Below are 18,743 nucleotides of genomic sequence, written 5' to 3'. Positions count from 1 at the left end.
CACGGGGTGGTTTGCGGTTACCGTATGTTTACGGTAACCTTGGCGCCCCTTTTTGCCCTGTGAGACGCAACCTGATATGCATTCAAATGACCCTCTGCACGGCGTAACGCTGGAAATGATAGTGACTGCGCTGGCAGAACATTACGGCTGGGCAGAACTGGCAAAAAAGATCAATATCAACTGCTTTAAAAGCGATCCCAGTATAAAGTCGAGCCTTAAATTTTTGCGACGTACACCCTGGGCGCGTACAGAAGTTGAAGCGCTCTATCGGGAGATGTTAACTGAACAGCCTGAGAAAGATCTTGCTGACTCCGGATTTAATCCGTGGACGCAGGGAAATAAAGAGAAGCACTGAGCGCGCTCAGGCAGGGCTAAATAGCGCCCTGCCCAATAAGTATTACTGCGTATTTTTATTCGCTTCTTTCTCTTTTTTATTCGCCATGTGATGACCTACTGCACATCCTGCTGCCGCACCGGCTACACCGTGATGCTTAAGATGCCCTGCCACACCGCCTACCGCAGCCCCTTTCAGACAGCCTTTAGCCTGAACCTGAGCAGTCGCTGATAACAGCACGCCGGCAGTTAATAAAGCAAACGCTATTTTACGCATATTCTTATCCCCGAAAATAAATGCAGATTGCATTCATGCTGAATATAGTAATGAAATTCCGGAATATCGAATGAATTACCTGAGTTGCGCCGCAATAATGTGTAACCAGAAATAAGTTACTAAAGGTTAAAATTCGCGTTGAAGCGTGTCATTGCTATGCGTTCTGCAGTCAGGGAATAAAATAGAATAAAAATGAGGCGAATAGATAGATCGGCCTGGCACAGTTAAACGTGCGCCTTACCTGACAAAGAGAGTGGATTATGCTTGCGAGTTTATCCACATTCCGCGTGAAAAGAGCAGGCGCAAACCTGTGGATAACCTTCTGCAGGCCGCATGGCAGATACGCCGCCATCGATTGGTTATTTTTTAACCACAAGAACAGCAAAGCCGCCCGAAGGCGGCCTTAACGCTTATTCACGCCAGATTATTTATAGAGCTCAGCGGTCATATGCACACGGTTGTTTGTATTGGCTTCAGTAATTTTGTACTGCGCGCCCTGCTCCTGCGCCTGAGCGGCAATTTTCGCTTCTGCACCATCCAGCGTACCGGAGGTCACAGAGATGCTCTGTGCAAAGCTTGCGCCGGATACCAGGGTCAGAGCGGTTACAGCAGCAATTGAGAGAGCTTTCATGGTTTTCATAATCTTTTCCTTAATATCTGTTTTAAAGGCCGCACGCCTTTGATGAGAAATATAGTAACACTGTAAACTATATACATTTTGATAATTAATGCTGTTACTGTGATCTTGCTAACTAAATTCACAAGCAAGTCAAGCAGTTTATTTCACTTAAGAAAGCAGCTGGAGAATCACTCCGGAAACGCTATCAGCGCTGCCTCTGTTGCGATGAAGAGAGAATAAAGGTGTTGAGGAGAGTTTAAAAGCTAAGCATTTTGCCGTTTATGTTCATATTTTTTGAATAAAAACAGGCGTAAAAAAACCGCCATCAGGCGGTTTTACTCAGCAGGCGGAGAGGGGTACGGCTGTTATTCCTGGATCAGAGAAGCAGGTAGCGATCAGACTTTGTTTTTATAGTTGAAGCTGATTTGCGAACCCTGTTCGCGGGGCAGTCGCCGCGCCTGGAGATAGACAGACTTCCAGTAAGGATTGTTGAGGGATGAACGCATCACACCCTGACTCACCGACGCATGCAGGAACTGGCGGTCAGTATCATAGAAGCCGACATGCAGCTCATGCCTGATGCGGAAAAAGACCAGATCGCCCGGCTGCAGATGGGCCTGATCGACCGGCTTGCCCATGGCGATGAGTTCACGTGTCGTCACGCGCTCCATCGGAATATTAAAGCGATCTTTCAGCGTGCGCCAGACAAAGCCTGAACAGTCCACGCCGGAGAGCTGCGTGCCGCCCCACTGATATTTTGTGCCCTGCCAGGAGTGCATCTGATCGTGCAGTGCAGCAATAACCGGGATTAAATCGGGCTGTTTATCACCAGAGAGATTCATTTCAGCGCTGTCAGGCGGAGGCGCTTCATGATGCTTTTTCGCGCATCCAGCCAGCGTAAAGAGCAGCAGACTGGTAAAAAGAGTACGGCTTGCGGTGATAGTCATGGGTTGTCGTTTCGCCCGGCTTATTGGTGAAAGATTTATACCGTAAAAAAGCAGCACAGTTAAACCCGCAGCGGGAAAATCCTCACTCTCTCCCTGTTATTTACCTTAATTTACATAAAGGTAACATCATGTTTATACGTATAAAAACAGGATAAACAGTAATTTTGACAGGTGCCGTGGGTCGCGCGTGCTGAACGAGCTAATTTTAGCGGGTGTTTGAGAAAAGAGGAGGAGGGAAAAGAAAAATTTCAGCCGTCTTGTGAAGTGATAAAGAGGATGTCCCGGTTAACTCTGACAGCCAGCCGGGACTCAATCGCTACTCTTCTGCAGCGGCGACGGCCAGCGACTCAATTTGCTGCCAGAAATTCTCAGGCAGAGACTGAACCAGCGGAACCGGATCGCTGACAGCATGTTCGATGACGGCCAAAAGTTGCTGTGTGTCACTGTTGTTGTTTTTCAGAAGTGTTGTCATAACGCAATAACCTGGTGAAATGTATCAGCGGGTTATTGTAAGGATCTGGTACTAAAAATAAATAAACGAACCGCACTAATCTGCCGCTGGCTTAAGGCATTTGTGCGTTTTGCACGTAACTTCACAGGCTGAAAACAGACCAGGCACGTCAGTTTTACAAAATAAAAACAGTGCGGTAAAAAATAGCGTTTATGCGCAACGTCTGCCGCTCGCCAGAGGCGGCGGCAGAACCTGAGTGCATCAGCGCGGGATGATATTTTCCGCTTTGAGGCGATCGAACAGCTGGATAAAAGAGTCAACGGACGAACGATAGCCGGTAAAACCTGCTTTGCGGCTTTTGCTCATATCTGTAAACACTTCCATCGGGCGACCGAGATCGGCATCGGTATGCCACCATGACGCCAGCTTACTGATATCCGCCTCACGTAACTGATAGCGTGCAGCGATCTCCTGCCAGATTTCAGCCGCCTCCTGCATTCTCTCTTCCAGCGGCAGCGTCTGAGCCGGCAAGTCTGCAGCTTCGATACCAAAATAGGCTGCCAGCTGCGGCCACATCCAGTTCCAGCGGAAAACGTCGCCGTTTACTGCGTTAAAGTCCTGATTCGCTGCGCCTTCTGCTGTAGCCGCCCAGACCAGCTGCTCAGCCAGCAAACCAGCATCCGTCACATCGACCAAACCATTCCACTGCTCAGGCGAGCCGGGGAAGATAAACGGCCAGCCTTTCTCACGGCACAGGGTGGCATAGACGGCCAGCGTCTGGCCCATATTCATCGCATTACCCAGTGCAAAGCCGACGATGGTGTGCGGACGGTGCACGCTCCAGCGATAATCATATTTTTCGGCCCCGGCAAACAGCTCATCCTCCTGAGCATAATAGAAGTTATCTACCGGCTGGCGGCCCTGCTCTTCGCGGAACGGCGTAACCGGTACGGCTCCTTTACCATAGGCTTCAAAAGGCCCCAGATAGTGCTTAAGGCCGGTTACCAGCGCCACGTGAGCACCCTGCAGCCGTTCGCCCAGCGCCTCAATGACGTTACGCACCATGCCGCCATTAACGCGAATGTTCTCTTTCTCATTTTCCTGACGTGCCCAGACGCTGAAAAACAGCGCATCGGGTTTTTCCTGCGCCAGCGCATCGCGTACCGCGTCGCTGTCGGTAAGGTCAGCAGTCAGGCTACGGCAGCCATCCGGTACTGCACCACGTCCGCGCGATAAGCCGGTAACGTCCCAGCCCTCTTTCTGCAGCTGTTCTGCCAGCGCACGTCCGATAACGCCACTGATCCCTACAATGAGTGCCTGTTTTTTCATCATTATCCTCCCGTCGGTTTATTAATATTTAGCCTAATAGAGAAATCAGTTCTTATCTCTGGTAAAAATTCACTTCATTTCTGAATTGAGTTCATGAATAGATGCACGATCATCGCCTGAAAGATATTGTTCCTTTTGTTGCCAGCGTGGAATGCGGCAGCTTTGCTGCGGCGGCGCAGCGGCTGCATCTGACCGGTTCAGCGATCAGTAAAAGCGTTACCCGGCTGGAAACGCGTCTCGGCTCACGCCTGCTGGAGCGCACCACGCGCAGTCTGAAGCTGACCGATGCCGGCAGCGCCTACTATCAGACCTGCCTGCGCGTCATGGAGGAGCTGGCCGAAGCGGAATCGGTACTGGCCGCGCAGCGAACGATCCCGTCAGGGCGCCTGCGACTGGCCCTGCCCAGCACCTACGGCCGGCTGGCGGTGATGCCGCTGCTGATCGCTTTTTGCCAGCAGCACGCGGAAGTGGAGCTAAGCCTGACGTTTTCCGATCGCTTTATCGATCTGTTTGAGGAGGGAATCGATCTGGCCGTGCGCATCGGCGGCTCGCCGGATCTGCCCGCGTCACTGGGCTGCCGTCATCTCGGGCGTGAACGTATGGTATTTTGCGCAGCGCCGGACTATCTGGCACATCACGGCTATCCCGCAACGGAAAATGAGCTGCTGCTGCATCCGGCGGTAATGTATGAACGGGTTGATGGCACCACCAAGCCCTGGCTGCTGACTACCGCAGAGGGGCACGCTTACTGGCGTAATGTCCCGCATCGTATGGCGCTGGGCGATGTGGATGCACAGGTGCAGGCAGTCTGTGCCGGATTAGGCGTGGCGCAGATGCCCTCCTGGCTCATCGCCGGGCCGCTGCAGCGTGGCGAGCTCGAAATTATTCTCCCACAGCAGCAGCCAGACGGCTTTGCGCTGTCGCTGATCTGGCCGCGCCGCAAGCAGCTGTTACCGAAAGTTGATGCGCTGCTGACGGCGCTTGAACAGTTGCCTATCCGTTAGCCGCTCAGGGACGTTCTGTGGTCACAAATTTGATATCAGTTGGCGTGGCAATTTCTGCCGCCTTCCCTTTCGCCTCCAGCTCGCCGCTCTCTTCGTCGAAAGAAAACAGCGAAATGGCGTTAGTGAAGACATTGGTCACGTACAGATAGCGGCCGGTGGCGTCAAAAGATAACGCCCGCGGCTCAATGCCGCCTGCCGGGTAGCGTACGGGCGCCTCCGGTTTGCCGTCACGCCCAATCCGGAATACCAGCAGATGGTTATGCGAACCGCGGTTGGACACAATCAGAAATTTGCCCTGCGGGCTGAGCATGATTGCGCCGCCGCTTCTCTGATCCGCCGTAGCGTTATCGGGCGCTATGTCCGTACTCGCAATGCGTTCCGGTTTTTCTCCCGTAAACCGCCAGGTTTCGACCACCGCCGCCATTTCTGCAATGACCCAGGCGTAGTGACCATCGGCTGAAAATACCATATGACGCGGCCCGGCACCGGGTGAAAAGGTCATGTCGCGTGCCGGATCCGGCTGCAGCGGCGTGGCTGAATGCGCGTCGTAGCGATAAGCATAAAGCTTGTCACCCCCCAGGTCAGCGGCATAAAGCGTCTTTCCATCCGGCGTAAACGTGACTGAATGAGCATGTCCGCTCTCCTGACGCTCGTCCACGACGCCGCTGCCTTCAGCAAACGGAAAGTGCTGCACCGGCGCACCCAGCGATCCATCCTGGTTCACCGGCAGTACGGCAATGCCTGCACCGCCTTTATTACCGGAATAGTTGGCGACCAGCAGATAGCGGCCATCGGGGCTGAGCGTGGCGTGTGTTGGCTCATCGCCGTGGCTGGTTATCGTGTTGATCACTTTTACGGTGCCATCAGCCGCAACCGACAGTGCGGTTACGCTGCCCGCCTTCTCTTCGTTGGTGGTATAGAGAAAACGCCCGTCGGCAGATTTCACCAGCCATGACGGACTCTTCATCTTCACCACATCCAGCGGAGTAAGCGTGCCGTCACGGTTCAGCTTCAGCCGGTAGAGCCCCTCGCTTGGCTGCGCCGGTTTTTCAGCCGCCGGAGCATCAGGCACGCTGGTCCAGGTGCCCACCAGGGCGATTTGATCTTCGCTATTTTTTGCCATTACATTTCCCCCAAAAGTAAAAAGAGCCAGTGACAGTGCTACGGAAAGCGGCGTCAATGCGCCAGACGCAGCGGGTTTGAAAGGTATAGACATCGTTATGTTTATCCTGCAGACCAGAGGTGTGATACAGCGTAGTCAGGAAACGGGCAATCTGGCAACGATTCTGCAAGCCGTCTATAGGAGTTAGTCAACAATCTGATTCTGCGATTAACACTGCCTGCCAGAGATGATTTAATAGCTTTTTTACTGCCCGGGTCGGATCTATGTTGCCGTTTTCAAATGGATTTTTGCTTAGCCTCTCCTTATGTCTCGATATTGGTCTTGCCAATATCGCCATGCTGACCCTGGCGATGCAGCGCGGTTTTCTGCAGGGTTTCTGGCTGGGTGTCGGCACCTGCATTGGCGATTTGATCTATGCCCTGCTGGCGCTGGCGGGTATGGCTATGGTGCTGCAATTTGCGCCTGTGCGCTGGGCATTATGGATTGGCGGTGGCCTGCTACTGATCGGGTTTGCCGGGCGTATGCTTTACGCCGCGCTGATAAAGTCTGTTGCCATGCCGGCAGCTGAAACCGCGCCCCGACAGCCGCTGTCACGGGAATTCCGGCGCGGAGTGGTGCTGGCAATGTCATCGCCTACCGCCATTCTCTGGTTTGCCAGCGTGGGCGGCGCGCTGATTGCGCGTATGGGTAACCAGGGAGCAGGCGCCACGGCAGAATTCCTGAGCGGCTTCTTTATTGCAGGTTTGCTCTGGAGCGGCGTGATTTGCCTGACCGGCGCGCTGGGCGGCAAAATGCTGGGTGGGAAGCTGCTGAGGCTCTCTTATCTCGCCTCAGCGCTGATTTTCAGCTATTTCGCGGTGTATGTGATCTACTCCGGGTATCAGGAGTTTGTCATATCCTGAAGCGTGCTCTGCCGCTATCTGTGCGGCAGAGCAGCGCCTGTTAGCCAGCAAAATATTTATCTACCAGCGCATAGAGGATTGCGGCCGTTTCTGCATCCATTACGCCCGCATAATCCTGCTGACGAAAATGCAGCTGAAACGCCCTGACCAGCACACGATAGCCGTGAGCGGATGCAGCCTCCTGCGTGTTATAGCCATATGTTTTAAATTTGCTGATAATTTCATTTTTATCCGGCAATCCGGCAGCAAAACGCTCCCTATACATCTGTTTCGTACTTTCATCATACCAGGCACCCACGCCCGCTTCATATAATCGCTGCCACGGAAAGCTTGCGCCCGGATCGCTTTTGCGACCCGGAGCAATATCGCTGTGCCCTACTACCTGCGTAGGTGTAATATCGGGATAACGCTGCAGAATATTATATGCCAGAGAAATTATCGCCTCGATTTGACTGTCGGGATAAGGAGGAAAAATAAATCCTTCACTGCTACTTTTAGCCTCATTAACAATTTCTATGCCGATGGATGAGTCATTAATATTTGTTCGTCCGGCCCATGTGCTGACGCCGGCATGCCATGCGCGCTCGTGCTCATCCACCAGGTTAAATATACGTTCATCGGTAAATCCGGCGTCGATATACGTTTTGTCTGTAAAATCCGGGACCAGATAGTGGGCGCTGACGGAAGCGCCCGTTAGCGCATTCACTGAACCGTTAAAATTTAATGCAGTGTAATGCATAATAAGAAAGCGTACGCGGCGGTTAAAGCCTTTTACAGAACGATAGCTGTTATAATCAATTTTAATCATGATATTCTCCTTTTCGTGTAAGAGAAATCATTTTTATAGCACCTATATTAAACAAAAATAAAACGAAGGTTTGCGATGACAAATTTATACAATTTTAATTACGGAGTTTTTTAAGCGCTATTTCACGCCTTTACGCTATATTTTCTTGTTATATTTTTTTTAATAAAAAATAGCCTGATGAATCGGATATTTACTGATGCAGTATGCTGGCATACCAGCGTTCCGGTTACGTTAAAAAACGGATGCAATAATTTGCATCCGCTAACGGTAGTTACACGCCGGCAATCTGCCTGAGCTCGGTTTCAGCGCCTGGCGCCACTGCCAGCACCTGAGCGCCTTTCAGCAGGCGATCGCCTTCGGTATTAAACGGGTGATACCAGCCTCCCGCCTCTTTCACCAGACAATATCCCGCCAGACAATCCCAGGCGTGCATATAGGGTTCAAAATAGCCTACCACCCGTCCTGCAGCGACCCAGGCCAGCATCAGAGCGCCTGAGCCAATACGGATAAAGTTGCCGCCCGCCGCCAGCAGCGACGCGAGCAGCCTGCCCACCTCTTCCGGGCTGACGTGGCTGTTTGCACCAAAACCTGTAACGTGATTCTGCAAAGTGCGTGCGGGATCAACCTGCAGTGTTGTGCCATTCAGCGTGGCGCCAGCGCCGAGGGAGGCGGCATAACACTCTTCATAAACCGGCGCATAAATAATGCCAACCACCGGTATCCCCTCGTGCAGTACGGCCACCGACACGCACCAGTTAGGCATACCGTTCAGAAACGGGCTGGTGCCATCGATAGGGTCAACCACCCAGGTATAACCTGACGAACCAGGCTGCAGGCCATACTCCTCTCCCAGAAAACCATCCTGCGGAAACCGGAGGCGGATCTGCTCTGCTATCAGCTGCTCAACTTCACGATCGGCGCGTGAGACCACATCCTGCAGATCGTATTTTGTTTCCACCACCAGCGAATCGCGCTGCCGGAACCAGGCCAGAGCCTTTTCCCCCCCCGCCCGCGCAACCTGCTCAGCCAGCTCCCGTCGCGCCTGTAGCGCACTGCTTACTGTCTCATTCATGACGCTTCCTCTTGTCAGCCGGCAATCAGAGCCAGCCCCTGTGGTTTGAAATCGACGCCGACCCGTGCCGCCAGCGGCAGCTGCTGCTCCATCTGTGCATCGACGATAAACAAGGCGCCCAGCTCAGTGGTCACTTCATATTCGATATGGTCGCCCAACCAGGTGCAGTGCGTGATCTCCCCCGTCAGCGCCCCGGCGCGGTGAGTGCTGAGCGTAATAAACTGCGGGCGCACGGAGAGACGGGCGGTGCCGGCGAGGACGCCGTTGTCCGGCACGCGATAGCGCTGATTTCCCAGCCGAATCAGCGCCTCACTCTCTGCGACCTCTTCAACTTCACACGGCAGGATATTCGCCTCTCCCATAAAATCGGCAATAAACTCGGAGGCCGGACTGCGATAGAGCGCTTCCGGCGCGCCCTGCTGAGCGATATCTCCCTCTTTCATGACAATAATTTTGTCGGATACCGCCAGCGCCTCCTCCTGATCGTGCGTGACATACACTGCCGTAAAGCCAAGCCGCTGCTGCAAATCACGGATATCGGTCCGCACCCGGCGACGCAGCCGTTCATCCAGGTTAGAAAGCGGCTCATCCAGCAATAGCACCTGCGGCTCCAGCACCAGCGCGCGCGCCACCGCAATGCGCTGCTGCTGGCCACCTGACAATTCTGAAGGCAGACGCTGTCCCTGACTCTCCAGTCCTACCAGTTTCAGGCCTTCACGCGCGCGATCCTGCGCCTCACGCTTCGTCATCCCGGACGACTGCAGCCCGTACATGATATTTTCCAGCGCGCTCATATGGGGGAACAGCGCGTAGCTTTGAAAAACCATGGCCACATCGCGTTCGTTAGCGGGCAGATGGGTGACGTCTTTCCCGCCAATCAGTATCCGTCCGGAGGTAGGATGTTCCAGCCCGGCGAGCAGGCGCAGCGTCGTGGTTTTACCGCAGCCGGAAGGACCCAGCAGCGTTACCAGCGTACCCGGCTCCACGATGAGCGAGAGATCCGGCAGCGCGTTAAACCCGGCAAAACGCTTAGTGACGTGTTCAAATACAACGGAACCTGCTTTGATGGCACTCATACAGCACTCTCCTGGGTTAAGGATGGAGCAACGGGCGGAGCGGCGACATCTACCGGGCGCGCCACGCGGCGCAGCCGGCGCTCACCCACCAGCCACTGGAACAGGCCAATAATCAGCAGCATGACAAAGATCAGTACGGTGGAGTACGCGATAGCCACACCATATTCTCCGTTCTCCACCAGGCCAACGATGTAGGACGTCGCCATGTTGTACTGCGCGCTGACAAGGAAAATCACGGCGCTGATAGAGGTAATCGCGCGCACAAAGGCGTAGACCAGCGCGGCGCTGATGGCCGGTTTCAGCAGGGGCAGTACCACTTTGCGCAGCGTGCGGAAACTGCTGGCACCCAGCGTCAGCGACGCTTCATCCAGACTTTTATCGAGCTGGCTCATGGCGGCAATGCCGCCGCGCACGCCCACCGGCATATTACGGAAGACAAAACAGGCGATCAGGATCATCGCCGTCCCGGTGATCTCCAGCGGCGGCAGGTTATAAGCCATAACATAGCTCACGCCGATAACCGTACCGGGAATGGCAAAGCTCAGCATCAGCAGAAACTCAAACGTCTGCCGCCCGGCAAACTTCTGGCGCACAATCAGCCAGGCGGTCAGCAGCCCGACAATTGCGGTGAGCGGCGCGGCGAGCAGCGCTATCTCCAGCGTGGTCCAGAAGGAGTTCCATGCCACCCCGCTCCACAGCAGGTGTCCGTCGCTGATGCTCACGCGGAAAGCGCGCACGTAGTGCTCAACCGTCAGCGCACTGTTCAGGCCCCACGACTGCACAAAACCTCCGACCAGAATCATGCCGTAGACCACCAGGGTAAAGAGGCCCCACGGGATCACCAGCCCATAGACGCCGCCGCGCAGCAGCCGCGGCAGCTGGCTGTGCTGGCCACCATCCCCTTTGCCGGTTACGGTGGCAAAGTTTTTGCCCCCCAGCCACAGGCGCTGCAGCACAAAGGCCGCCAGCGTGAAGCAGAGCAGGATCATCGCCAGCACCGCCGCGCGGCTCGGATCGTTCTGGGCGCCTACCACCGAGAAGAAAATTTCTGTCGAGAGCACGCCGTGGCTGCCACCCAGCACCATCGGGTTGCCGAAATCGGCCATGCTTTCGATGAAGCTGATCAGAAAGGCGTTTGCCAGGCCCGGCGCCATCAGCGGCAGCGAAACGCGGCTGAAGGTGCGCCAGCGATCGGCACGCAGCGTCTGCGATGCCTCTTCCAGCGAGGGGCTGACGCCCTCGGCTACGCCAATCAGCACCAGAAAAGCGATGGGTGTAAAAGAGAGCACCTGCGCGATCCAGATCCCGGTCAGGCCATAGAGCCAGCGACCGGGCTCTATGCCAAACAGCGCGGCCAGATGTTCTGTCACCACTCCCGAACGGCCAAACAGCAGGATCAGCGCCAGTCCGATAACAAACGGTGGCGTGATAATGGGCAGAATGGTCAGCATGCGCAGCGCTTTTTTACAGGGCAGCGGCGTGCGCGTGGCGGCGAGCGCGAAAGCGAGCCCCAGCAGCGTGGAGCCGGTCGCCGTCATCAGCGCCAGCCAGAGCGTGCGCCAGGCTGTCCCGCAGCTGCCGCCCGCCAGACAGGAGAGGCTCCAGATTGAGGGATCCTGCAGGTTAGCTAACAGGCCATCGGGCTGAAAGCTGCCGTCAACATCCTGTACGGAGACCACAAACATACTCAGCACCGGATAGAGCACAAATACGCTGACCAGCGCGGTGATCAGCACCAGCGCCGCCACAACAAACGCATCCCCTCTCAGCACGCCGCGCTCGGCCAGCGCAAAGGCGAAAAGCAGCAGAAAGGTGGTCAGCAGTAAAATTGCGCCAGCTCCCATTGCAGGCTGCCCCTGTTCCAGCGTGCCAAACTGATTCTCCAGCCACAGCCAGCTCCAGCCGCTGTAGCCAATGGCATGGCCCTCAATCACCAGAAACAGAATCCCCAGCGCGCTGAATAACAGCAGCAGCGCGCTGCGCTGTCTGCCCGGCAGCAGGCCACTGACACCGCATAACAGCCAGAGCGTCAGCGCGCCCCACAGCCACGGATGTGCCGCGAGCTGCCACAGCGCCGGCGCGCTGGCCTCATCACGCCAGAGCGACAGGATCCAGCCGGTATCAAAAAAACCCGCTTCCAGGCTGTACCAGGGCAGCAGCGCCAGCGCTACGGCCCCCGATAGCAGAGCGCCTGTCAGACGGCGATTATGTGCATTCATATAACACCTCGAACGGGAGGGAGCGGGCTGGCGCGATCTGCACCAGCCCGGAATATCTGTCTGCATAGATGGGCTTACTGCGCGCCAGAGCCGATCTCTTTATCCCAGCGGCCGAGCAGCGCTTTACGTTTGGCCGTATCGCCATAGGTTTTAAAGTCGTAATCGATCAGTTTGATGTTCTCAAAACGCGGCGCATATTCTGAGATTTCCGCAGTGCGGTTAGAGGGCAGCTGGAATGACTTCGCCTCTTTCATATGCGACTGCGCTTCTGCGCTGAGCGCCCAGTCATACCAGACTTTGGCATTGGCCAGATTGCGTGCGCCTTTCACAATTGACATCGAGCCGATTTCGTAGCCGGTGCCTTCACACGGCGCAACGGTTTTTATCGGGAATCCATCAACCTGCATGGCGACGGCATCGTGCATAAACACAATACCGACCGTCGCTTCACCGCGCGCTGCGGCTTTCACCGGTGCCGAACCCGATTTGGTATATTGTGAGATATTGGCATTGAGTTTTTTCAGATAATCAAAAGCCTTGTCCTCACCCATAATCTGCACCAGCGTGGCCAGCGTGTTGTATGCCGTGCCGGATGAATTCGGATTAGCGATCTGAATTTCGCCTTTAAAGGCCGGGTCAAGCAGGTCCGCCCAGCAGGTAGGTTCTTTCAGTTTTTTCTCTGCCAGCAGTTTCGTGTTGTATCCCCAGCCCAGCGCCCCCGCATAGATCCCCACGGTGCGATAACCGGCATTTTCCGCCTGTTTCTGTGCCCACGGCTGCTGCTGATCGAGCAGCGGTGATTTGTAGACCTGCGTCAGTCCTTCCGCCGCCGCCTGCATATGCGGATCGCCGGTGCCGGCCCACCAGATATCGGTACGCGGATTACGCGCTTCACTGCGCAGACGAGCGTAGGCTTCACCGGCTGACAGCCGCACCATGCTCACTTTGATGTCAGAATGGCTCTGGCTGAAAATACGCGTCATCTGTTCGCACACCACGACATCCGCTGAACAGATCATATTAAGATTGCCTGCAGCTGAGGCGGTTATCGGCAGGCCAGCCGCTGAGAGGGTGAGAGCAACGGCAAGGGATAGGGTTCGCATAGTAGTCTCCTGTCGGGCAGAGGGTGCGCATTAATTGTTATTTGCACGTGTGTGCAAATTAGTAACGGACAGAAAATAGGCTGTCAAACGCCGTACTCTGCAATTGACTGCCTGCGTCACAAAAATGCAACATTTAAGCCGAAGGATAATTTGCACAGCTTTGCAATTTGCGGCAGACTCAGTTAAGCGACGGGAGTTGAGGATGTAACCATGCATAACGATAAAGCGGGCGTCAGCGCGCAGGATGTGGCAGCGCGGGCCGGAGTCTCCCGGTCAGCCGTTTCACGTGCTTTTACGCCGGGTGCCAGCGTCTCTGCCGCTACGCGGGCCAGAGTAATGAAAGCCGCAGAAGAGCTGGGGTATCACGTAAATCATCTGGCACGCGGCCTGGTGCGTAACCGCAGCGGCATTGTCTGTCTGATTGTCTCAGAGATCGCCACGCCCTACCGCGCGACGCTGGTGCGCTGGCTGACACAATTTTTGCAGGAGGCGGGCAAAGTGGCGATGGTGATCAATACCGATCGCTCTGACAGCAGCGTGTCGGCCGCGCTGCTGCAGGCGATCAATTTCCGCGCCGACGCCTCGATTATCCTGTCAGGCATGCCGGACCGTGCCATCACCGCCCAGTGCTACCGGCACGGACAGCGCATCATTCTGATTAACCGCGATGAAACGCTGCCAGGCTCGCTCAGCATTCATCTGGACGCGCAAAGCGCTGCTGAAACCGCCGTTATGGCCTTTCAGCGCGCAGGCTGCCGCCATCTTGCCTTTGCTAACTCGCTGGCCGGCACGCCCAGCCTGCAGAAGCGTGAAGCGGCGTTTCTGGCCGTTGCGCAAGACGCTGGCCTGCACGTTACCGTTGAGAGATTTGGTACAACCTCATATGAAAGCGGACAGATTCTGGCACACCGTCTGCTGACGCGCGCGCAGCGGCCTGATGCGATATTTTGCGTGACAGACCTTATCGCCTGCGGCGTGATGGATGAAGCGCGTCACCGCTTCCGGCTACGGGTGCCAGACGATCTCTGCCTGTTCGGCTATGACAACATTGCGCAGGCGGGCTGGGCGTCCTATAACCTGACAACCTTTGCACAGCCAGTAGAGCAGTTTGCACGTGACGCCGTGGCCTGGCTTAGCGCCACGGAATCGGGCGAGCATGACGCCTCCGGTACGGATGGAGAGCCGCCCGCGTCGCGTCTTTATCAGGCAGAGGTGATCTGGCGCGGCTCGGTGCGCGGCGGATGACGCCGCGTCAGCCGGGCTGACTACTCATGCAGCGCCAGCCCTTTGATCGCTTTGTCGACCGCTTTTTTCGGACCAAAAAGCGCCAGGCCAACCAGATTCATCTCCTGCGCGTTTTCTGCCAGAAACACCTCGCGGTTAGCCGCGTCGTTGCCGGTAGAAAACATCGCTTCTACATAGGGTATCAGCGTCAGTTCACGCTCCAGCCCCTGGCGATGCGCGCGCTGCAGGCCAGCGAGATTGCCGGAAAACACCCGCATCGGCTGTCCGGCGATCCGGCCATAGTGACGTCCCTGCGCATCGATGTAGGGTTCCCCCAGCATCTCCGGTGCCCCGGCGGCAAGGCCGGTAGCGATAAACGCCACCACGTTCAGACGCTGCCAGGTGGCTAAATCATCGCGTACGATCAGGGCAATTTTGGTGTCAGACATGGCATAACGCTCTCTTCAGACGGAAAAGGCTATCATTCCTGATGCGGCGGTGCGCCGTATAGAACGTTTGTGCACGCCCGCTGATAGGCCGCCGGCGTCATATGCCAGGCGCGCCGGAACCAGCGGCCGAGATGACTCTGATCGGCAAACCCGGTGCGGGCAGCGACTTCAACCGGTGCCACGCCCTGCGCCAGCAGCGCGCGCGCCGCGCGCAGCCGCAGGCGTACCAGATAAGCGTGCGGCGTCTGACCAAACGCCTGCCGGAACTGGCGCGTCAGGCGAAAGCGATCCAGCCCGGCCAGGCGTGAAAGCTCGTCGAGTCCGACATCCTGCGCCATAAAATCATGCAAATAGTCGCGCAGCAGCAGCATCTGACGCTGTGCCACCGTATCAGGTCGCTCCGGACGCCGCTCAAGATGCCGCGACAGAAGCGTTATCAACTGCTCCAGCGTCTGATCGCGCGCCAGACGCCCTTCGCGCTGGTGAATGGCATACCACGCCTCTTCCGTGGCGCGGGCAAGCTGCACGTCATCCGTCAGCGTATGCCGGAATGCGCCGCCGATCCGGGCGATATCTCCCTGTCCGCGCTGCTGCATCATGTCAGCCACCCACGGCTGCGGCAGGTAAAGCATGACATAGGTAAAACCCGCAGCCTCCGGCGCGTGGCCATCATGCACCGCGCCCGGTTCAATAAGAATGACGCGGCCGGGGGTGCTGGTATGCAGTGCGCGACGGCAGTTAAAGCGCTGCAGTCCCTGCCGGGTCACCCCGACCAGCAGCTCATCGTGATCGTGTGCGTCGTAAGCGTGACCGCTGAAGTGGGCGTTGATACTCTCAATGCCGGTCTCCTGGTCGCGTCGCAGCTCAACCCAATCTTTATTTTCTGACATAGTCTCGTCCCTTCCGGCAGCGGTGCAGATTATCTGGCTACAGCGTGCGGGTAAAATCAGGCGGCCGCAAGCGCAGTGAGCCACTCTATCAGCGCCCGGGCGTCGGGCTGCTGCAGCGTGCGCTGCGGCCAGGCGAGATAGTAGGGCTTACTGAGCGGCAGGCTGAAGCTATCTGCGATCGCCAGATCGCCCCGCGCCAGCTCAGCGGCAATAAGACGCCGCTGGCCCAGCAGCAGCCCGGCCCCCGCAACCGCAGCATCTATCGCCAGCGACGTGAGGTTAAAGGTGAAAGCGGGCTGCTGCGCGGGTTCGCCGTGGCCGCGCGCCTGCAGCCAGCTTTGCCAGTCCGGCAGAAAACGCCCCTCATTGCCCCAGTCGAGATGGATCAGCGGCGCCTGGTTAAATAGCCGATCGCGCGGGAAGCGCTGCAGCAGCGCCGGGCTGGCTACCGGCAGCACCTCGTCATGAAACAGCCGCTGTTTCTCCAGCTGCGGATAGCGATCGTCACCGAATACGATAGCGAAATCAGCCGGCGTGGCGCTGAAATCGACCTGTGCATGGGTGCCATGCAGGCAGAGGTCGCTCGCGGGACAGCACGCGCGCCAGTGGTTCAGCTGCGGCATCAGCCACTTTGACGCCAGCGCCGGCAGTGCGTACAGAGTCAGCGCAGGCCGGCTGGCCGCCTGGCGCAGACTGAGCTGTCCCATCCGCAGGATATCAAACGCTTCTGAAACATAGCGCAGATAGGCCCGGCCGCTCTCTGTCAGCATGACCCCGTTTTGCGTGCGCACAAACAGAGCGTGACCCAGCAGCGTCTCCAGCTGGCGGATCTGCTGGCTGATCGCCGCCGGCGTCAGCGCCAGGTGCGCGGCTGCTTTTGCAAGACTGCCCAGCTCTGCAGCAGCTTTGAACGCGAGAATAAGGCTGATCTTTGGCAGACGCGAAGCACTGACGGACATTAACGTTTCCTTAGCAGGGAAGTAATGATTTATCGTTACGCATTCCCGCCGCAGCAACGTAGAGTTTTATGACACTGTTGCTACCGGGAAACGCACTATGTCTGGATTAATACGTTTTGACCTGCATCCTCTGGCGGACGCTGACTGGCGCGCGCAGTGTCGCGCGCAGCTGGAACAACACGGCGCCCTGGTGCTGCGGCAGTTTCTGCAGCCGGCAGCGCTGCAGGCTATCATTACAGAAGGGAACGCGCAGCGCCATCTTGCCTGGCATACGCGCAGCAACCATAACGTCTATCTGCTGAAAACAGACGAGACATTGAGCGCAGATCATCCCCGTAACCGCGATGTCATCAGCACCAAAGGCTGTATTACCGATGAGGCGATTGCTCACGACTCACCGCTGCGTCAGCTGTACAACGATACGCTGTTTAAACAGTTTCTCTGCGAGGTGCTGAACGAGAGCGCCCTCTATCCTTATGCCGATCCGCTCTCGTCAATCAACCTGCACTATGCCGCACAGGGGCAGGAGCTGGGCTGGCATTTCGACAACTCCTCCTTTGCCATTACTCTGCTGCTGCAGAAGCCGCAGGCGGGCGGCATATTCCAATACGTGCGCGATCTGCGCGATGCTGACGCGGGCGAGATGAACTACGACGGCGTCGCCGCTGTGCTCAATGAAGCCTGCACGCCGGATGCGCTGGCGATTGAGGCGGGCGATCTGGTGCTGTTTCGCGGACGCAATTCGCTTCATCGCGTGACGCCGACCGAAGGTGATATCACCCGCATGCTGGCGGTGCTCGCTTACAATACGCAGCCGGGAATTGCGCTGTCAGAGACCGCCCGCATGACGTTTTACGGCCGGCTGTGACAGCAGCGCCTGCCAGCCGCGCCGGAAAATTTGCTGCGTGCGGAATGCCGTCAGCTCACGCCAGTCGCGGTCCTGTGGCCAGAATCCCTCAACCAGCTGCTGTTTGAGGGCCTGCCCGGCCGCACTCTGCACATCACCCTCTAAGTGCAGCCAGTGATCGTCCCGCACCCGCCGGTGCATCTCTTCACCTGCGTAAGTGCCACACTCCACCACCAGCGGCAGGATGGCACCGTGCGGCAGCTGATCCAGCAGAAACTGCGAGACGTAACCGGTGGCCGTTGCCGTGATGCCGGTGGCGCTCTCCTGCCCGCTGCCGGTATCGATCAGCGTCAGCCATTCACCATACAGCTCGCGTCCCCAGGCGTGCGCAGGAACCCGCTTCTGCGCAATGCCCAGCAGCATCGGATGTCCCCATGCGCCTGCGCCGGTATGCAGATCGAAACTCAGGATCTGTTCTGCCCGCAGCAGATGGCCGGTTACGATCTTCTGCAGCGTCCGCTGCGACCAGGTGGCGTGCTCTCCGCCATAAAACAGGCCATCAGCGTGCTGATACTGTCCGGCCTCCACCACCCGCTTGATCGCCGGCCAGCCGTCGCGCTGCAGCGCGGCAGCCAGCAGCCGATCCGCCTCTGCCCGCTCGCCGTGATAAAACGCGTGATAGCGTGCATAGTCAGCGTTATCCGGCAGCGGCGCGCTGAACGGAATAAAATTGCGGTTCAGATCGATATTCTCTTCATTGACGCGCCGCAGATGCGCCGCTCCCCACGGGTTCAGCAGATGAATCAGCATCACAGCACACTCTGCCGGTAAGCGGGCCGCATCCAGATCTTTCAGCCACTCTATCTGATTATCCGACCCGTAATATCCCTCCACGCCGTGCGTGCCGGAGATAATCAGCATGACGCGCGAGGCGTGCGGGTTGCCAATCACGGCAAGATCGGTAAACAGCGCTTCACCGGCCGGACCGCATAACGGATGCTGCCAGGTGTGCAGCGCCCCTTTTTTATGCTCAACGGCAGCCAGGAAGCGGGCCCGTTGCGTGCGGTAATCGGTCAGGTTACGCATAATTCTCCTGCTGGCAGATAACGGA

At 56.9% G+C, this 18,743-nt stretch carries 20 protein-coding genes; 5 read left to right on the top strand and 15 right to left on the bottom strand.

All coding sequences use genetic code 11. From position 1 onward, the window contains the following. Positions 1-76: 76 nt before the first annotated feature. Positions 77-355 (top strand): VF530 family protein, encoded by a 279-nt coding sequence (locus B4M48_RS03830; protein ID WP_283341035.1) that lies wholly within the window; start codon positions 77-79, stop codon positions 353-355. 42 nt (positions 356-397) lie between these two features. On the opposite strand, the gene B4M48_RS03825 is transcribed toward B4M48_RS03830, so the two are convergent. From B4M48_RS03825 to B4M48_RS03805, 5 genes are all read right to left on the bottom strand, one after another. Continuing rightward, positions 398-610, bottom strand: a complete 213-nt coding sequence (locus B4M48_RS03825; protein WP_040113892.1) for a hypothetical protein — start codon at positions 608-610, stop codon at positions 398-400. 424 nt (positions 611-1,034) lie between these two features. Continuing rightward, the gene (locus tag B4M48_RS03820) at positions 1,035-1,250 is read right to left on the bottom strand and encodes a YdgH/BhsA/McbA-like domain containing protein (protein ID WP_040113576.1); all 216 of its coding nucleotides are present in this window, start codon (positions 1,248-1,250) and stop codon (positions 1,035-1,037) included. A 374-nt stretch (positions 1,251-1,624) separates the two neighbouring features. After that, on the bottom strand, positions 1,625-2,176 hold the full coding sequence (locus B4M48_RS03815; RefSeq protein ID WP_040113578.1) for a C40 family peptidase: 552 nt from the start codon (positions 2,174-2,176) through the stop codon (positions 1,625-1,627). Positions 2,177-2,492: 316 nt separating this feature from the next. Beyond that, positions 2,493-2,648: a hypothetical protein gene (locus B4M48_RS03810; protein WP_158249873.1), complete on the bottom strand. Its 156-nt coding sequence runs from the start codon at positions 2,646-2,648 to the stop codon at positions 2,493-2,495. A 240-nt stretch (positions 2,649-2,888) separates the two neighbouring features. After that, a complete protein-coding gene (locus tag B4M48_RS03805) occupies positions 2,889-3,956 on the bottom strand; it encodes an SDR family oxidoreductase (RefSeq protein WP_071668378.1) in 1,068 nt (355 codons plus the stop codon). 101 nt (positions 3,957-4,057) lie between these two features. On the opposite strand from B4M48_RS03805, the gene B4M48_RS03800 reads away from it, so the two are divergent. After that, on the top strand, positions 4,058-4,960 hold the full coding sequence (locus B4M48_RS03800) for a LysR family transcriptional regulator (RefSeq protein ID WP_040113582.1): 903 nt from the start codon (positions 4,058-4,060) through the stop codon (positions 4,958-4,960). Between the two features lie 4 nt (positions 4,961-4,964). On the opposite strand, the gene B4M48_RS03795 is transcribed toward B4M48_RS03800, so the two are convergent. Next, positions 4,965-6,083, bottom strand: coding sequence for a lactonase family protein (locus B4M48_RS03795; protein WP_288655995.1), 1,119 nt, complete (start codon positions 6,081-6,083; stop codon positions 4,965-4,967). Positions 6,084-6,346: 263 nt separating this feature from the next. On the opposite strand from B4M48_RS03795, the gene B4M48_RS03790 reads away from it, so the two are divergent. Next, positions 6,347-6,985: a LysE family translocator gene (locus B4M48_RS03790; protein ID WP_040113586.1), complete on the top strand. Its 639-nt coding sequence runs from the start codon at positions 6,347-6,349 to the stop codon at positions 6,983-6,985. Positions 6,986-7,025: 40 nt separating this feature from the next. On the opposite strand, the gene B4M48_RS03785 is transcribed toward B4M48_RS03790, so the two are convergent. From B4M48_RS03785 to B4M48_RS03765, 5 genes are all read right to left on the bottom strand, one after another. Then, on the bottom strand, positions 7,026-7,793 hold the full coding sequence (locus tag B4M48_RS03785; protein ID WP_040113588.1) for an N-acetylmuramoyl-L-alanine amidase: 768 nt from the start codon (positions 7,791-7,793) through the stop codon (positions 7,026-7,028). A gap of 271 nt (positions 7,794-8,064) precedes the next feature. Next, positions 8,065-8,865: an inositol monophosphatase family protein gene (locus B4M48_RS03780; protein WP_288655992.1), complete on the bottom strand. Its 801-nt coding sequence runs from the start codon at positions 8,863-8,865 to the stop codon at positions 8,065-8,067. Positions 8,866-8,879: 14 nt separating this feature from the next. Further along, positions 8,880-9,941: an ABC transporter ATP-binding protein gene (locus B4M48_RS03775; RefSeq protein ID WP_288655991.1), complete on the bottom strand. Its 1,062-nt coding sequence runs from the start codon at positions 9,939-9,941 to the stop codon at positions 8,880-8,882. Beyond that, positions 9,938-12,160, bottom strand: a complete 2,223-nt coding sequence (locus B4M48_RS03770; RefSeq protein WP_288655988.1) for an ABC transporter permease — start codon at positions 12,158-12,160, stop codon at positions 9,938-9,940. The genes B4M48_RS03775 and B4M48_RS03770 overlap by 4 nt, the downstream gene beginning before the upstream one ends. A gap of 74 nt (positions 12,161-12,234) precedes the next feature. After that, entirely contained in the window at positions 12,235-13,263 is a 1,029-nt protein-coding gene (locus B4M48_RS03765) for an ABC transporter substrate-binding protein (protein ID WP_288655985.1), read from the bottom strand. Positions 13,264-13,473: 210 nt separating this feature from the next. Between B4M48_RS03765 and B4M48_RS03760 the strand changes: the two genes are divergently transcribed. Continuing rightward, complete coding sequence (locus tag B4M48_RS03760) at positions 13,474-14,508, top strand: LacI family DNA-binding transcriptional regulator (RefSeq protein WP_104085801.1); 1,035 nt, start codon at positions 13,474-13,476, stop codon at positions 14,506-14,508. 20 nt (positions 14,509-14,528) lie between these two features. On the opposite strand, the gene B4M48_RS03755 is transcribed toward B4M48_RS03760, so the two are convergent. The 3 genes from B4M48_RS03755 to B4M48_RS03745 are packed head-to-tail and all read right to left on the bottom strand — an operon-like array spanning position 14,529 to position 16,785. Beyond that, positions 14,529-14,936: a DUF2000 domain-containing protein gene (locus B4M48_RS03755; protein WP_040113600.1), complete on the bottom strand. Its 408-nt coding sequence runs from the start codon at positions 14,934-14,936 to the stop codon at positions 14,529-14,531. A gap of 32 nt (positions 14,937-14,968) precedes the next feature. Next, positions 14,969-15,826 (bottom strand): AraC family transcriptional regulator, encoded by an 858-nt coding sequence (locus B4M48_RS03750; RefSeq protein ID WP_166714212.1) that lies wholly within the window; start codon positions 15,824-15,826, stop codon positions 14,969-14,971. Between the two features lie 56 nt (positions 15,827-15,882). Continuing rightward, positions 15,883-16,785 (bottom strand): LysR substrate-binding domain-containing protein, encoded by a 903-nt coding sequence (locus B4M48_RS03745; protein ID WP_040113604.1) that lies wholly within the window; start codon positions 16,783-16,785, stop codon positions 15,883-15,885. A 97-nt stretch (positions 16,786-16,882) separates the two neighbouring features. Between B4M48_RS03745 and B4M48_RS03740 the strand changes: the two genes are divergently transcribed. Further along, positions 16,883-17,653 carry a 2OG-Fe(II) oxygenase family protein gene (locus B4M48_RS03740; protein WP_104085800.1) on the top strand — a complete coding sequence of 257 codons (771 nt, stop codon included), beginning with the start codon at positions 16,883-16,885 and terminating at the stop codon, positions 17,651-17,653. On the opposite strand, the gene B4M48_RS03735 is transcribed toward B4M48_RS03740, so the two are convergent. Further along, positions 17,615-18,718, bottom strand: coding sequence for a DUF2817 domain-containing protein (locus B4M48_RS03735; RefSeq protein ID WP_040113609.1), 1,104 nt, complete (start codon positions 18,716-18,718; stop codon positions 17,615-17,617). The two genes, B4M48_RS03740 and B4M48_RS03735, sit on opposite strands and share 39 nt — an antisense overlap. Positions 18,719-18,743 lie beyond the last annotated feature (25 nt).

This window comes from Pantoea sp. UBA6567, from assembly GCF_002434165.1.
Taxonomy (GTDB): Bacteria; Pseudomonadota; Gammaproteobacteria; order Enterobacterales; family Enterobacteriaceae; genus Pantoea; species Pantoea eucrina.
The sequence above is the reverse complement of the archived record's forward strand: the minus strand, read 5'-3'. Positions and strand labels throughout refer to the sequence as shown.

Bases quoted from the DNA above. Each gene is read 5' to 3' on its own strand.
- B4M48_RS03815 (WP_040113578.1), bottom strand. From the start codon at position 2,176: ATGACTATCACCGCAAGCCGTACTCTTTTTACCAGTCTGCTGCTCTTT.
- B4M48_RS03800 (WP_040113582.1), top strand. From the start codon at position 4,058: ATGCACGATCATCGCCTGAAAGATATTGTTCCTTTTGTTGCCAGCGTG.
- B4M48_RS03780 (WP_288655992.1), bottom strand. From the start codon at position 8,865: ATGAATGAGACAGTAAGCAGTGCGCTACAGGCGCGACGGGAGCTGGCT.
- B4M48_RS03765 (WP_288655985.1), bottom strand. From the start codon at position 13,263: ATGCGAACCCTATCCCTTGCCGTTGCTCTCACCCTCTCAGCGGCTGGC.
- B4M48_RS03820 (WP_040113576.1), bottom strand. From the start codon at position 1,250: ATGAAAACCATGAAAGCTCTCTCAATTGCTGCTGTAACCGCTCTGACC.
- B4M48_RS03830 (WP_283341035.1), top strand. From the start codon at position 77: ATGCATTCAAATGACCCTCTGCACGGCGTAACGCTGGAAATGATAGTG.
- B4M48_RS03775 (WP_288655991.1), bottom strand. From the start codon at position 9,941: ATGAGTGCCATCAAAGCAGGTTCCGTTGTATTTGAACACGTCACTAAG.
- B4M48_RS03735 (WP_040113609.1), bottom strand. From the start codon at position 18,718: ATGCGTAACCTGACCGATTACCGCACGCAACGGGCCCGCTTCCTGGCT.
- B4M48_RS03790 (WP_040113586.1), top strand. From the start codon at position 6,347: ATGTTGCCGTTTTCAAATGGATTTTTGCTTAGCCTCTCCTTATGTCTC.
- B4M48_RS03745 (WP_040113604.1), bottom strand. From the start codon at position 16,785: ATGTCCGTCAGTGCTTCGCGTCTGCCAAAGATCAGCCTTATTCTCGCG.
- B4M48_RS03740 (WP_104085800.1), top strand. From the start codon at position 16,883: ATGTCTGGATTAATACGTTTTGACCTGCATCCTCTGGCGGACGCTGAC.
- B4M48_RS03785 (WP_040113588.1), bottom strand. From the start codon at position 7,793: ATGATTAAAATTGATTATAACAGCTATCGTTCTGTAAAAGGCTTTAAC.
- B4M48_RS03760 (WP_104085801.1), top strand. From the start codon at position 13,474: ATGCATAACGATAAAGCGGGCGTCAGCGCGCAGGATGTGGCAGCGCGG.
- B4M48_RS03810 (WP_158249873.1), bottom strand. From the start codon at position 2,648: ATGACAACACTTCTGAAAAACAACAACAGTGACACACAGCAACTTTTG.
- B4M48_RS03805 (WP_071668378.1), bottom strand. From the start codon at position 3,956: ATGAAAAAACAGGCACTCATTGTAGGGATCAGTGGCGTTATCGGACGT.
- B4M48_RS03770 (WP_288655988.1), bottom strand. From the start codon at position 12,160: ATGAATGCACATAATCGCCGTCTGACAGGCGCTCTGCTATCGGGGGCC.
- B4M48_RS03795 (WP_288655995.1), bottom strand. From the start codon at position 6,083: ATGGCAAAAAATAGCGAAGATCAAATCGCCCTGGTGGGCACCTGGACC.
- B4M48_RS03825 (WP_040113892.1), bottom strand. From the start codon at position 610: ATGCGTAAAATAGCGTTTGCTTTATTAACTGCCGGCGTGCTGTTATCA.
- B4M48_RS03755 (WP_040113600.1), bottom strand. From the start codon at position 14,936: ATGTCTGACACCAAAATTGCCCTGATCGTACGCGATGATTTAGCCACC.
- B4M48_RS03750 (WP_166714212.1), bottom strand. From the start codon at position 15,826: ATGTCAGAAAATAAAGATTGGGTTGAGCTGCGACGCGACCAGGAGACC.